Here is a 15,530-nt window from a genome sequence, read left to right as displayed (position 1 = left end):
CGCCTCTGCCTCTTCTCTTCCCTCTTGTCTCTTCCCTCTCTCTCCTTCCCTCTTCTTTCCTCTCCTTCTCTTCCTCCCCTTCCCCTCTCTCTTTTTTCTCCTTTTTTTTTTTTTTTTTCCCTCCCCCCCCTTTCTCTCCTCCTCTCTCTTCGTCTTCTTCCTCATCTCTCTCTACTCCTCCTTCTCTTCTCCTCCTTACGGTGACAGCCATCAATGATGCGGCTGTGATTTACAATCAGAGCTTTAGCATGGATGAAGATGGCATCTTAACCTTTACGGACGCTGAGCTACTGCAGGGTGCGAGTGATATTGAAGGTGATGATTTAACGGTTACCGGTGTCCACTATGAAGGTACCGACGGTGTACTTACATCATTAGGTAACGGTACTCATACTTTCACGCCAAATGAAAACTACAATGGCGAACTTCAATTAACTTTCGATGTTTCTGATGGCACAGATACCAGCAGTGCGGTGGTAGATATAGCGGTAGCTGCCGTTAATGACGCGCCGATAGCGGGTTCAACGTCCTATTCAGTCAATGAAGAAGGGGTAATTGACATCACAGTAGAACAACTGTTGGCAAATTCGAGCGATGTTGATGGGGAAGCCGTCTCACTAGATTCGGTGACGTATAGTGGTAGCGATGGTATTTTAGCCCTTCATGAAAATGGAACATACTACTTCTCACCAAATGAAAACTTTGATGGTGAAGTCGTTTTACAAGTTGTTGTTTCTGATGAGTCAGGATTAACGTCTCCAACCACCGCGACTATTGATGTACTCTCCGTCAATGATACCCCGGCCGTTTCAGGCCCAATTGCTTATCAAGTTAATGAAGATAATTCTATTACTTTGTCTCAGGAACAGTTGCTTATCCACGCATCCGATGTTGATGGTGACCAACTCTCAGCAGAAAACCTATACCTAGAAGCATTTGGCACGGTGACTGATGATGGCAACGGAAATTTCACTATCACTCCGGCCGAGAACTTTCATGGGCCTTTGTCACTCACATTCGATGTGACTGATGGACAAGAAACCGTCGCAACCGCGTTAAACTTAACAGTTGATCCTATAAACGACCTTGTTATTGCTCGTGATGACGTCAATTTGTCTAGTGCTGAACCTATGATCCGCTTAGACGTCGCACCAGAGCATGGGGCGGTACAATATCTCGATGAAAACGGTGATTGGGCGGATATGGTTATTGGATTGGAATATCCCGCTGACACCGAAGTTCAATTTGTACCAAATACTGTTGAGATTCAATCGGACACTCGTGATATCCGAGTGGGCAGTTTCGACAACGATCCAAACAGCCAAGGTTTTGATGGGACAGCATCGACATCCGATTGGGGTAACGTCGATGGAGACACCGCGACGTACGTTGAAGATGGTATTGTCGTTACAACGGTTGTTAGTGAGGGTGCTTTAGCGGCCTGGAATGGTCCCAATAGCCATGTCGGTGCTGGAATAGGTAATCAGTCATCCAATGGACTCAGCGACGATGAAACTCTCACGGTTACGGTTGAAGGAGAAGACGTCAATCAAATTACGTTCCAGCTTGATGGACTCGGCGGGTATTTTGATGAAACTAGCTCCCACGCAACGCAAGTGAACATTACTGCCTATGACGCTGAAGGAAACATTATCAGTACCCTAGGTGGTTATCGTGAATCTGGGGAATACGAAGATACATATTCCTTCACAACCGATGTTCCAGTTCATCATTTTGAACTAGGAACAACAGGTGGAAACGGAACCTACGTAGTGCAAAACATGGTTGTCTCGAGAACCATGGCAGAAGAAATTCAGATCACAACCATCCAAGGAGATGGAAGCGAAGTAACAAACACTCTGCAGCTGAACTTAAATCACAGCACTGCTGAGGATACTTTGAATGTCACAGAGCAACTTATCGAAATTGATGGCACTATCACTTCGAGAGCAATTGAGGTCGAAGAAGATGGAGTCTTGACGCTCCAAGCAAGCGATCTTTTAGTAAACGACTCAGATATTGATGGTGATGAGCTGACTTTAGTGAGCGTAACTTCTACAGACGACTCACACGGAACTGTCAATCTAGATGAGAATGGACAGATCCAATTCACGCCGGATGCCAACTACAATGGACAAGCTTCATTTGAATATACCGTGACCGACGGAAATGGCTCTTTTGATACCGCAACCGTTTTTGTCAATGTTACACCAGTCAATGATGGACCTGTCGCCACAGATCTACCATTTACTATTCAAGAAGATGGAACGCTTCTGATTACCAATTACGATATCTTGTCTGCAACCTCTGATATTGATAATGACGACTTGTCTATAGAGCAAGTGACTTACGATGGCACGTCGGGTGTATTAGACAGCCATGGTGATGGCACCTATACCTTTACGCCCAATGAAAATTTCCATGGGGACCTTGAACTGAATTATTCCGTCACAGATGGATTAGAGTCAAGCTCGGCGAACATCAACGTGGCGGTAGAGTCGGTCAATGACCTCCCAGTTTTTGGTACCGCGTCTTACACCGTTGATGAAGACAATGTATTAATCTTCAATGAAACTCAGTTGCTCTCTAGCGCTTTCGATGTAGAAGGCGATGTGTCTTTGGTCGAGGTCAACTATTCGGGTAATGATGGCATCTTCACCGTCAACAACGATGGAACCTGCAGTTTTGCGCCTAATGAGAATTTTAACGGAACGGTTACGCTTGATATTGTCATCGCCGATGAAGATGGTGCACAAGTCGAAGCTACGTTTGACGTAAATGTTCTTGCGGTTAATGATGCTCCGGTCAGCGGTGACATTGCTTATACGCTGGATGAAGATGGAAACATTACACTGTCACAAAATCAGCTATTATCACAAGCCAATGATGTTGATGGCGATGACTTAACGGCGACCAATGTAACCGTAGGCGGTAATGCAAGCGTTAGTGAGAATCCAGATGGGTCATTTACCGTTACGCCTGATGCCAACTTTAACGGAGACCTCAACCTTGCCTTTGATGTCTCTGACGGACTGGAAACCATTCAAGCGGCAGGGACTTTGACGGTTAACCCTGTGAACGATTTACCGACCACTTCCGATGTCTCCGCCAACGTTGATGAAGACACCAGTATTACGGTCAATCAAGCTCAGCTTCTTGCGAATGCCGCGGACATTGATGGCGACCAGCTCACCGCTTCAAATCTGTCGGCTGCTAATGCATCGATTCAAGATAATGGTGATGGTACTTTCACCATCACACCTGATGCGAACTTCAATGGCTTAATTGATATTGCTTACGATATTAGTGATGGGTCAACACCGGTGGCTGGGAATCTTGCTCTCACCGTTGACCCAGTCAATGATGCACCGATTATTTCAGCTGATGTGCCCATTACCATTGAAGAAGACGGTTCATACACCGTGACCCAAGCTGAATTGCTTCAATTTGCCACCGACCTCGAAAATGATGATATGACTGCCGTCATTGGTGAGCAGGGTGAATCGACCACCGTGTCCGGTACTGTTCTCAACGCTGAAAATGGTCAGCCCGTAGTGGGTGCAGAAGTTACGCTAAGTGATGACGTAGGGAATTCAACAACTGCGGTCACCAACGCCCAGGGTCAATATACAGTGACAGGCAATGTATTTGAGCAAGGTAATGTCACTATTGAGCAAGAGGGCGCTATTACCAATACCTTCCTCGTTCCAGCCGGCGAAACCACCGATAGCGGCGTTATTTCGCTAAGTGAGGTATTAGAAGCTACCGACATGCGAATCGTAGTGACATGGGGTGCAACGCCAAGAGATATGGACAATCACTTGTGGCTTTACGACACCGACACTGGGGCAGAATTAGATCATATCTATTATCGCGATATGAACCATCAACTTGGCGATGGTATGGTTCAGCAGGATGTTGATGACACCAATGGCCACGGGCCAGAAACTATTACTATACCTAACTATCAAGATGCCAATATGCATTATTCGGTGCATAACTACAGTAATCGCAGTTGGGATGTGGACGGGGTTGAGAATGTTCAAGTTCAGGTGTTTGTCGGAGATACATTAGTTCAAACCTTCGCGCCGGAGTTGCCAGAGAACATCAGTGGTGACCATTGGCATGTGTTCGATATCGTAGATGGCATTGTCGTACCAAGTCAGGAAGTAGGAGGTCAGAACAACTTCACCTTACCGACCAGTGAAGAAGCGGCGAACGCAGACAACGGAATTGATATTGCATCGTTGTTTAACGTCGATGAAGGTAACACTGACAATGGCTTAGAAGGTAGTGACAATGTCACAATTAGTGATATTACCATGCCGAATGGTGTGATTACCGACAACGGTGATGGCACATATACCATCACTCCCAACGCAGACTTTAACGGTGAGTTCGAGATTAACTATACCGTTGACGATGGCAATGGTGGTGTATCTCCAGCGCAACTCGACGTGACGGTGACAGCCGTCAATGATGCCGCTGTGATTTACGATCAGAGCTTTAGCATGGATGAAGATGGCACCTTAACCTTTACGGACGCAGAGCTACTGCAGGGTGCGAGTGATATTGAAGGTGATGAGTTGACAGTTACTCGAGTCAACTACGATGGTTCAGACGGTGAATTAACAACACACGGCAATGGCACTTACACTTTCATTCCAAACGAAAATTATAATGGTGCGTTGAATCTTAGCTTTGATGTGTCTGATGGTACCGATACCTCTAGTGCCTCAATCGCTATAGCGGTAGCGGCCGTTAATGATGCTCCCGATACGACTCAAGTGGAGCTCAATGTCGATGAAGACAATACGATCACGATTACACGAGAACAACTTCTTGAGAGTGTAACAGATATCGATAGCACTGAACTGCAAATTACCGATGTAAGTTACTCCGGAAATGATGGTGTATTAATTGAGAATAGTGATGGTAGCTTTAGCTTTACACCATCTAATAATTTCAACGGCGAGATTCCTCTCACATATACAGCGTCTGATGGAGAATTAATCGCTACAGAAACGATCTCATTAACTGTCAACGCCATCGCCGACGACCCTGAATTGAATGTAACCGATGAACTAGGTGCTGAAATTGGCGTAGACGGGCTCAAGGTCGACCCTGATAATATCATTGAATTAAATGTTTCAGCTCAAGTGACTGATTTGGATGGTTCTGAATCAGTTACCGTTCAAGCAAGTGGTATTCCTGAAGGCTCAGTACTCCGTTATGACAGCCAAGCCGTTCTCGATGACCAAGATAATGGCCTGACAAGTTATGTCGATAGTGAAATTACCGTTACTTTCGAAGGTGAGGGAGCTGGCTACTATAATGCCGTCGGATACTATAAGGTTGACCAAAATGGACAGATTAACGACGTTGAGATCGTCTACGAAAATGCCTCTCAGGTAGGAGGCGGAGGAGATTTAATTCCCGGACAATCCGCATTTAGTTTTGATCTAGAAGAAGGTGAGAGCTTTAATCTATTCGTTGTCCCAAATGGTTTTAATCATAACAACTTCTCTTCGTTCAACGATGGGCATTACGAGTTTCAAGACGTCAATGGTGGACTAGCTACTACTGATTCTATTGACCCACAACTGGTATTTGTTGGCAGCAATGGAGAAGAGACTGTAATTCGAAGTCAGAATGGTGATGCTATCTTCCATGGGGGAACAAGCCCCAATCTAAATCAAGATAACATTGATCATACTCGTACCTATTTCAACAACGAAAATGAGCTAGTCTACGGTATTGAAGACATGTACAACGGAGGGGATCGTGACTTTGATGATTTCCTATTTACCATAGACTTAGGTGAGGTGAATACCAGCATTTATCAAGGTGAGGTAAATGTTGATTCTTCCGAGCCTATCACGCTGCCAACGGTGGCACTGCTGGAGCCCATTTCGATAGAGTTGCCGGTTGATTACAGTGGCGAGTTCGACCTTAACATTGAAGCGACTTCTACAGAACAATCCAATGGAGATACATCGACCACTTCACAAACCATTCATATTGATGCAAGAGAGCATGCACCTGAATCAACCCCAGTCTCTGCGACGATGCAAGAAGATGGAAGCTTATTGGTTTCCCAGGAAATGCTGTTAGCTAATGCTGTCGATTTAAACAACGATGCGTTGACGGCGTTCGAGCTAGCCACCAACGATGAAAATGCCATTATTGCAGACAATAATGACGGTACATTCACTATTACACTGAACGATGACTTTAATGGTGATCTCGAACTCAGCTATAAGATTACAGACGGAGAGTTCGTTACTCCTAACACTCTGAATCTATCCGTTGAAGCTGTGAATGATGCACCGATCTCCGAAAGTGTTGAACTTTCTGGTGTTGAAGACGAGAGTATCGTTATCTCTCAAGAAGATTTACTGGCTTATGCCAGTGATGTTGACGGTGATACATTGACGGCGAAGGACCTTCAGATAGACGCTTCATTTGGGTCGCTTGTCGATAATCTGGATGGAACATGGAAATTCTCACCAGCGGAGAACTTCAATGGTGATGTTCCATTTACTTTCAAAGTAGACGACGGACAGCTTGATACAGAAGCAAGTGGTCATCTTAATCTTTCAGAGGTTAACGATACACCTGATGCACCTGCAATTTCGCTATCTACAGATGAAGACCAAGTCTTAGTCATCGACCCAGCGTATATTCTTGCGCAAGCGTCAGATGTAGATGGGGACACACTAACTCTAGATCAATTAAGCGTCAGAGCACCGGAAAATGCGATATTGCAAGTCCAACCAGATGGTATGTACCACCTCATAACCAGTCAAGATTTTAATGGGTTGGTTGAACTTGACTATGCTGTATCAGATGACGCTTTAGAGGCTCAAGGTACGGTTAGTATCGACGTAATACCAGTTAATGATGAACCATTTGCTGTCGGCAACGCATCTTTGACCACCAATGAGGATGGTGCCTTTACATTTGATGCATCAGATCTCGTGGATCTCTTTGATGACATAGATACCAATGAACTGGTCGTTTCGCGGGTAATAATGCCAGATTCCGAAGATGGTGGTGAAATTACCCAAAATGAAGACGGCACTTGGACATTTAGTCCAACCGCTGATTTTGCAGGCATCTCCGAACTGCAAGTTATTGTCTCTGACGGAGAATTTGAAACATCATTAGATGTTCCCGTATACATTCGTCCTGTAGCTGACGGCGCTGTTATCACAACAGCACACGATGGGCCATTAGTGTTCTCAGAAGATACAACCGGCTACTTAAACCTAGATGTATCGTTAGTTGATAGCTCGGAGTTGCTAAGTCAACTTGTGATGACGGGCTATCCCGTAGGATTCCAAATCACCGACGGAACTCATACCGTAGTAATTGAGGAAGCAGGTCAGCAGATCATCATCACCGATTGGGATATCAATAATCTGCAAATGACGCCACCGCAAGATTTTCACGGCAACTTCTTTGTGACCGTTTCGGCGACAACAGTCGACTATGGTGATGAAGCAACACGTCAGGATGACAGTGTCTTTGCTGGTGATATTAACGTTATCTCAGGTAATGAGCTCATCATTAGTGCTGACGAACTCATTAACCTAGCTCAAAATGTGGAAGCAGAGCAGGGTGATGCAGTAAGACTTGTTCATTTAGTTGATAATACACAGGGAGAATTAGTCACCAACTCAGATGGAACTTGGACATTTATACCAGCACCTGACTTTTATGGGAATGTAGACCTAGCATATGTAATTGAAAAAGATGGAATTATCCATGACGAGCAGTTGAGTATCGGCGTTTATGAACCAGGAAGTTCATTACCTAATGCGCTAGAAATTGATGGTATTGGCCAAACAGATGTTACCCCAAGTGAAACGCTCTATTTTTCAGATAGCGATATGCTAGCAACGATCAGCTCTGATGACCATCAAGACCTTAGTATTGAATCAGTTTCTTTACTTGGTGGTGAAGGCATTATTGAATCAGACGGGCAGGGTGGCTATCAGTTCACCCCGGCTGAAGGTTATAGCGGCTCTGCTCAGATTGGTTTCGTCGCTAGCGATGGCGAGAACAGTGTGCAAAGCCACTTCAATGTAGGTGTAGAAGAAAGCTCGGCTGATAGCGGCTTACTAGTTCAAGCTACTGATTCTTCTATCGAAATCTCAGAGTCACTCGTACTGCAAAATCTAGGCTTGACTGGCGAATCCGACGTTACCGCTTTAGCCTATACGGGTGATAGCGGCGCGTTGATTTCAACCGGGGAAGATAGCTGGACGTTTTGGCCAGATGATACGTTCGATGGCGATATCAGTCTAGCAACTACAATCTCTACTAATGGAGATGAACAAAACATACCCTTGAATCTGAGCGTTGAACCAATGGAAGCCTCGGACCAGCATACAACAGTTTTAGAGACAGCAGTGCACGATAATACTGAAACAGATGACAACTTTGATGTGACCATCGCACCAGGTGATGTTATTAGTCTGGAAACACCAGAGGCGGCGTCTTCATCCAATGAAGTTGACCACATTGTGGTTACTGGACTTCCAAATGATGCTGAAGTAACAGGTGGCCTAGACAATGGTGATGGCAGTTACACAATATCAGGAGATCTCACACAGCCATTAACCGTTTCGTTCAGTGATTCATTTGAAGGACAAGTCGATGTCAACTATCAAGGTGTTGATGAACTTGATGCACCGATTGAAGGAGCAAGTGAGACATTACAGATCGACGTCAATGAACAGTACGCATTGCAATCAACACAAAGCGGGCAGACAGTTCCTACTGAACAACAACAAGGAACAGACTGGACGCAAAGTGACAACACCCAAGTTGCTGTTGACTTCACAGACGACTCGGGCAGCTTTGACACTGATGACAATGCAGGTGGCGGCACTCAACAAGACCTTGACGACAATTTAATGTAGTGAAACAAACATGAGCAACTACAACTTGAGAACGAGTCTATAAGCGTAATTATCCTAATAAACACATAATCGTAATCGTCAGATTAAGTTTATGTGTTTATTAGGTATTTTATGGTAAATATCGATTATGGTTAAATCTGGGCTAAAACAAGGTTAGTAGAGCGGGTTAAGGTAAGGATTTTAATCTCCTTCAAATCTTATTTAACATAATATACATAATACGCACTTGGATTATAGAAACAAAGTATAGAGAAACCCTGTAAAAGAAATGGCAATCATTGGTCTAAAGTATGTCATCACTTGATGATATCTCATGTCATAGATGATTCTGTTAGCTTCACAAAGATTCGCTCTAGCAGACCAAACATCCTCATATGAGTACTTGTACTTTAAACAAAGAATCTCAGTGTCTTCTTCATATAGAAACTCACCCAGCTTTGATGCTTGTCGTGCAAGCTTAGAAAGCGGATTCCCCCAATAGATATGCCAAGGTTTAACTTCTAAGGTTTCTGATTGTTTAAGTAGCCTTTTTGAAGACCAAACAATATCTTGGTGCTGATAGAACTCCATATGCTTTCTACCTTTGGTAAGTGGATTATCGGTAATTCAAGTAACATTTATTGTCTCGACAAATCACGACATAAATCTCAGGCTCTCCGTGGTGTTCATCGACTTCAAAATAAACGGTCGCCTTGTCGAATTTATCTTTGAACGCCAGCGCTACTTTTGCATCATCAATCGTCAAACCCTCTTCCTGTAGGTGTTCCTCCATTGATACTTTCGCTAACTCAATAACTTTCTCGTCCTTCAGTGGCATCAGTGCATAAGCCATCGTAGAAGCTAGACCCAACGTAAGAATAATTAATGATTTCATGGCTATACCCAATTTCAGTTTCTCCTATTTAAGCTAGTACAAGGTGCGTTAAATACAAAAACTATATAGGCAGAGATGCGTTTGCTACTGGATTAAACTCTTCAATCACTTGCTTTTGTTTTGATGCGCACGTCACCAACTGCTCGAACTTCTGAAAACGAATACGAGCGAAGCAATCATTAATAGGCTCAACTTGATAGCCGAGACTTCGAAGCTGGCCTGTTGTCACATTCATTTGATAGTCACCCTGTGAAAGCTGAAAATAGTATTCTCGCAAAGACTTTGATGGATCAATTTGATTGCTCACGTAAACCAAAGACTCTGAAAACCCTGTCACTAAGAAATTAAAGTCACCTAAAGGATGTTCATAGAATTCTGGCTCTTGAACCTCCGTAGAAACTTGTGTGGATTCTATCGTCTGAATTGACCCTGTTGGTGTAGCTGGCGAACCTAGCAAGCTATCCTGACTAAAAACATTAACCAAGCCAACAACCGAAAGAATGATAAAAACATACAGAGCACACGCCATTTTAGAACGCCATAAAGGACGAACATCCTTTGCTTGAGCCTCAGACACAGCAGAGTTGGACGCAGTATGACTTTGATAAAGCTTGAAATACTGCTTTTCATAGGTTCGTTGCTCAGTGTTCACCACATCACCACGCAAGCCCATTTTGACCTTTTTCGTATACGTTTTGTTAGAGCCTAGAGCCGTGTTTTTGATACACCGATACACAATCTCAATCATATCTCGAATATCACGGTGAAGCTTTCTATCTGACTGTGTTAACAGAGTGATGTCGATACCAAAATGCCGGTGCATTGAATAGAATTCTAGAAGATCCTTTTTGGCCTGATTGCCAAGAATCATATGAGCCTCATCGATGATATAAAGCGGTGCTTGTCCCCGTTCGTTTCTCCACTCATCCTTGTAATCATTGGGGCTAGAAAACGGCCTATTATCATTGCCATAGTCATGCAAATCAAAGGACTTAACCTCGATGAGTTCGGAAACCTTCTCACCAAAAACAGCGATAAGTGCTTCCATATTCAAAGGTAAATTGGTGATGACCTTGCGACCATCTTTAATATTAGGCAACACATGATAGACCACTGCTTCATAGCTTTTTCCGCCGCCCGGTCGCCCCATAATGAGATTAATCATGTTACGAACCCAACCTTACAAATGGAATAAGCTGAAGGAGAAAACGCACCGATACCGCAGAGATGATCATCGTTATAGCTTGAGGAAAACCAACGAGAGACATGATATCGATAGCCTCGGCAGGTAACATGCTGAGATACGGTTTTAAATCAATGGGAGACAGCAACGAACCTAAACCGTTAATCAAAGAGATAACAAAAGTAAGAAGTACATCTACGCCCCCTAGCCCCAAGTTCGTGAGCATGACAACCAAGGTATTTATCAAACGGCTAAGAAACTCAACGAACGTATTGAACAGAGAAACAATCCAATCAAACATAGTTAACCCCCAAAGATGATTTTGCGACAGGCCATCACCGTGCCGAAAAGAAGACAAGCACGCATAAACGACCAGATATAACTAGGTAAACTCACATCATGACGCCCTAGCCCTTTACCCAAGAAATCGACATTGGTGAGATCAATAATCCACACTGGCGGCGTCACATTCCCATTACCACTAAAGCGAAAACCATCGAGAAACTTGAGGAGATTAGATGCAGAAACCTGAGTGTTAAAGTCATCGAGAAGCCCCTTTAAACCGCTCTCATACTTGAGGTCGACATAAGATGGACACTTCAAACCAACAAGACAACTTACCTCTCCGGCCTTGCTTAAGTCCGGTGATTTGGCATTCTGTTTAAGCTGTTCTTTAATGGCTTTTAACTCATTGGAATTACTGGATTGCAGAGACTGAATGGCACCAATAACAGGCTGTAAATCGACATCACCACCTTCGGGTTTTGTACCACCTCCGTTAGAACCTTTAGCGTTCTTTTCTAAAACCGTTTGGTCGCTCTTGGCCACATTATCTGCCAAGTAACGAGCGTCAGCCGCTTTGTCTTCTGGAACGGTTTTCCCTTGTGAGTAATCAAGTGCAGATTGCCATAAAGGATCACCAATTGACGGAAGTGGACGACCATCACTAAAGGTAGGTTCTGTTGTTGCCTCAGGTTGCCAATCCAAGTCAGCAAGTGAGCCATCAGCATTTTGAAACAGAGCTTGTTTTTGCGTATCAGAAAGACTGGAGAACCTTGATGCCAGTGTGCCCGCAAATGCATCATCCGGAATAGTTTTATCAGCCTGACTAGGAACATAATCAGGAGCACAGCTTTCTACCGTTGAAGTTGCGCTATCGCACTTGAGATGAACCCAAGACCCAACATAACGCCAACCACTGTGTGTCGTTGCAACAAGAACATTATCTTGAGTAACCTCAACCGTATCAATTGTTCCATAGTTCTGACCATTTTCAGCAAACGTATTTTTAAGAGCCGTATGAATAGAAACACCATAACCAGGGTAACGCATCTGACTGAGTTGAACGGAGTAAAGGCTACCTTGTTTCGGCGCACCACTAGAGTCAGAAGACCATTCCCAATTACCAGCCGACACCGCAAAGCCAAGCGCGGCTAATACAGTCTTAACTGGCTCTTGGGTAGACATACTTTTAAGGAAACCTCCAAATGAAGACATTGATACGTTTGAAGGCGTAACAAAGTACGGACGAGAGACAGGAGAGACAGCTTTCACAGCAGTGTCGACTTTTAACATTTGGGAGCCAAATTGAACCGCCCTCTCTCTGGCTAACAAAGCCTCAGCAACTTGAAGCCTCGCTGATGCGACCGCATAAAATGAACAGAGAATAAGACCGAATAGAAGTAATTGTCGCTTCATAAAAACCACCTACAAAAAAGGCGACCTCAGCCGCCCTTTAAACCTTGAATTGTGGCTAGTGCAATCATGCCACCTAGCAAAAACCAGATGGCAGTAACTAGCTCATGGAGCAAGAAAATCATGCTTTATTAACGGCTTGCTTAGACTTACCGAAGACCTTAAACGCAATGGCAATACCAATACCGATTGGTGCAACAGCCAAAATCACAGCAGTAACAGCAGACAGACCATCAAGAGCACCCAACACAGCTGTTTTAATTTGGTCTACTGGGCTTGTCGCCCCTTCACCCGCAGCGAAAACCAGCGGAGAAGCCAAAGAAATGGAAGCAAGAAGGACGGCTTTTTTAGCTTGAGAGATAAGTTTTTTCATAGAATGTACCTTTCATATTTTATTGATAAAGCGGATCACATGACCAATAGGTGCAGCCAATAAGTAACCCAAGATAACGAGCCCAAAGCCCGAAAATAGAAGCCCTGAAATTTCAGAAGATGACAATTCCAAAGCCCCGATATAGGTGTGATATTCACTAGCGGATATCACGACAAGTGCGTCGCAATCAGAGATTTTCTGACCACTAAGTTTTAAGACGTTTGTGCTTTTCTCAGCGACGACGCAATACGGCATAAGTCACCTACTTCAAAGATGCTTGAAAGTGCTTTTTGATGTCGTCATCGACAGGAATGAGCTTTTCAACCCATTGTTCGTAAACGTCATTTGGGTTGCAGCCAAGCTGAAATTCATACTCACGCTCAGGAACAAAAGCCCCCGTTGAAAGCAATTGAATGGCGTAATCTGGACGTATCTTGATAGGATCTTTTCCGTACGGAACCTCCGTGTCAAAACCGTGCCCCTCTTTTTTGTAATTCTCGGTATCAACATTCTCAATGGAACGAAGAATGACCAATTCGTAAAATGGCTTGTTGTTTTTGCCGTTTGGATATTGACGCTTAACTAACCCCATGACCTTGACCATTTTGGAACTCCTATAAACTGTTAATTAATTTTTGGTGCATTGAAGTGAATGACAATTGAGAGTCGTCACGCACCAAAGACGACACCACCTTCTCAAAGTCACCGTGATACAAATCCAGAAGGCCATTAACGACACGGCCATACTGACGTTTAGCCCAATAAGCCGCTTGAAGGACTTCACAAGCACAACGTTTTTTTGATTTAAAGGACATTGATTTAGGCTCAACATCCTTAGAGAAAAGTGATTTAGCGTAGTTATTAAGGCCGGAGAAATAGCCATCAATATCAAGGAGGATATCAACCGAAACCTTTTTCAATTCAACCTCGCTGCGATACCAGACAAAGCCATCTTTATCGATTTTCTGTTCGAGCTTTTTGTTATAGATGCGCCAGTGAACCAGCGAAGAACGAGATCCAATCCTTCTCATTTCGACGCTATAAACCTTGTTTCCTTCGCCATCGATATGCCATTCGTCAGAGTTCGTGAATGTTGGAGAGATACCGCGAGAACGTTTAAAGCCGTCATCAAGAAAAGCCAGTTCGACATTCTTGCAAGTATGAATACCGTCGAAGTCATCAAAGGCCAAATCACAACGAGTAAGCAAAGTCACATTGAGAATATTTGACAGCCAGTAGTGAACATATTGACGAGTGCGCTTAGTGAAAAGGTGTTTACAACCTTGAGCATTGATAGAAAAGTGGATCGTATCTCTTTGATTAGAGCCGCCCACCCCAACCTTTCCACAGAACTCAAGACCATCTGCCGAATAGATATTGAAGTGGTTATCGTAGAAGTTGAACTTAGATTCAATCAGGCAACCAACCGTAAAACCTAGAACCCTAGTGAGAAAGATGAGAACGCATTTTTCAAAGTACGAGGAATAAACACGACGACGATACTCGTTTACATCTTCCAAGTCTTGACCGCTGCTAGTTCTCATAGCTGGTAGTTCAGGAACGTCAGGGAAAGCAATTCCAGAGAAAGGCGCTGATTTTGTACAGTGACGAAAATCTGACAACTTGACGGTAAACGCTAGCCAGTCAATGGTTGTAGACGTGTTTAAGTACTCGGAATCAACGTCCATATCAAGAGATTTAGAACCTAGATACTCTGGATTAACGCGCGCTGCTCTCTTGAGATAACGATTCGGTTTATGTTCGTGAGTGTAAGAAGTACGAGCGTGAATATCATTGCTATCAATCTCATGCTGACGAACAACGCCAGCTCGACAGAACGGACAAACACAATGGAAGAACGACGTGTAGATTTGCCCACATTCTGAACAAGCAAAGTGTCTTTTTGATGCGTTTTCCATTGTATCTCCAAAACCTGTCAAGGTAACTAATGAAGCTACCATAGGGAAACTAACGCAAACTTTCAAGACCACTGTAAACAAAAACAGCTATAGAATAGAAACATAATGAACAAAATGTGAGGTTGATATGGAATTTAAAGACAGGTTAGTTACCAACAGAAAGTCAAAATCAATGACCCAACAACAAATGGCAGATGTGATGGGAATCAGTCTTACTGCTTACAAAAAGTACGAATCTGGAGCAGGACAGCCAACAATGGAAAACCTCATCAAAATCGCAAATGAGCTGGAAATATCCATTGATGAACTGTGCGGAAGATGGGAAACAACAAAAGATCAAACCTTGTTGATGAGGATAAATAAGATCAACACGTTAGACGATGAAGAAAGGAATGTTATAGATACGATTCTGGAAAGCTTACTGATAAGGCATGCGACTAAAGGAATACTAGAACAAAGTAACCCTTAACGATTTATTATGTAATAGACCTAGTCGGAAGACGATAGATCGCGAGAGCATCGAAAACCGATACATCACCGAAAGTACCCCCGTAAT

The 15,530-nt window shown here is 43.7% G+C and carries 10 protein-coding genes and 1 pseudogene; 2 read left to right on the top strand and 9 right to left on the bottom strand.

Annotation, left to right across the window (positions count from 1 at the left end; translation table 11 throughout):
- Nucleotides 1-211 (bottom strand): hypothetical protein (locus tag HW45_RS29645; RefSeq protein ID WP_200874599.1); only part of this gene is annotated, 211 nt, incomplete at its 3' end.
- Here HW45_RS29645 and HW45_RS24550 point away from each other — a divergent pair.
- A pseudogene (locus tag HW45_RS24550) lies at nucleotides 198-8,930 on the top strand (tandem-95 repeat protein); the annotation flags it as partial. The gene HW45_RS29645 and the pseudogene HW45_RS24550 sit on opposite strands and share 14 nt — an antisense overlap.
- Before the next feature lie 231 nt (nucleotides 8,931-9,161).
- Here the strand turns inward: HW45_RS24550 and HW45_RS24545 are convergent.
- From HW45_RS24545 to HW45_RS24505, 8 genes are all read right to left on the bottom strand, one after another.
- Nucleotides 9,162-9,500: a hypothetical protein gene (locus HW45_RS24545; protein WP_038230521.1), complete on the bottom strand. Its 339-nt coding sequence runs from the start codon at nucleotides 9,498-9,500 to the stop codon at nucleotides 9,162-9,164.
- A 25-nt stretch (nucleotides 9,501-9,525) separates the two neighbouring features.
- A complete protein-coding gene (locus tag HW45_RS24540) occupies nucleotides 9,526-9,804 on the bottom strand; it encodes a hypothetical protein (protein ID WP_038230519.1) in 279 nt (92 codons plus the stop codon).
- 61 nt (nucleotides 9,805-9,865) lie between these two features.
- Nucleotides 9,866-10,969: a zonular occludens toxin domain-containing protein gene (locus HW45_RS24535; RefSeq protein ID WP_038230517.1), complete on the bottom strand. Its 1,104-nt coding sequence runs from the start codon at nucleotides 10,967-10,969 to the stop codon at nucleotides 9,866-9,868.
- Between the two features lies 1 nt (nucleotide 10,970).
- Nucleotides 10,971-11,288 carry a DUF2523 family protein gene (locus HW45_RS24530; RefSeq protein ID WP_038230515.1) on the bottom strand — a complete coding sequence of 106 codons (318 nt, stop codon included), beginning with the start codon at nucleotides 11,286-11,288 and terminating at the stop codon, nucleotides 10,971-10,973.
- 2 nt (nucleotides 11,289-11,290) lie between these two features.
- Nucleotides 11,291-12,685, bottom strand: coding sequence for a hypothetical protein (locus HW45_RS24525; protein ID WP_038230514.1), 1,395 nt, complete (start codon nucleotides 12,683-12,685; stop codon nucleotides 11,291-11,293).
- 118 nt (nucleotides 12,686-12,803) lie between these two features.
- The gene (locus tag HW45_RS24520; protein WP_038230512.1) at nucleotides 12,804-13,055 is read right to left on the bottom strand and encodes a hypothetical protein; all 252 of its coding nucleotides are present in this window, start codon (nucleotides 13,053-13,055) and stop codon (nucleotides 12,804-12,806) included.
- Between the two features lie 262 nt (nucleotides 13,056-13,317).
- On the bottom strand, nucleotides 13,318-13,659 hold the full coding sequence (locus HW45_RS24510; protein ID WP_038230509.1) for a DUF1293 family protein: 342 nt from the start codon (nucleotides 13,657-13,659) through the stop codon (nucleotides 13,318-13,320).
- A 10-nt stretch (nucleotides 13,660-13,669) separates the two neighbouring features.
- On the bottom strand, nucleotides 13,670-14,974 hold the full coding sequence (locus HW45_RS24505) for a replication initiation factor domain-containing protein (protein ID WP_051868347.1): 1,305 nt from the start codon (nucleotides 14,972-14,974) through the stop codon (nucleotides 13,670-13,672).
- A 127-nt stretch (nucleotides 14,975-15,101) separates the two neighbouring features.
- Between HW45_RS24505 and HW45_RS24500 the strand changes: the two genes are divergently transcribed.
- A complete protein-coding gene (locus tag HW45_RS24500) occupies nucleotides 15,102-15,443 on the top strand; it encodes a helix-turn-helix domain-containing protein (RefSeq protein WP_038230505.1) in 342 nt (113 codons plus the stop codon).
- Nucleotides 15,444-15,530 lie beyond the last annotated feature (87 nt).

Source organism: Vibrio sp. ER1A (assembly GCF_000733315.1).
Lineage (GTDB): Bacteria > Pseudomonadota > Gammaproteobacteria > Enterobacterales > Vibrionaceae > Vibrio > Vibrio mediterranei.
Note: the sequence above shows the minus strand (reverse complement) of the source record. Positions and strands in the feature narration are given on the sequence as shown.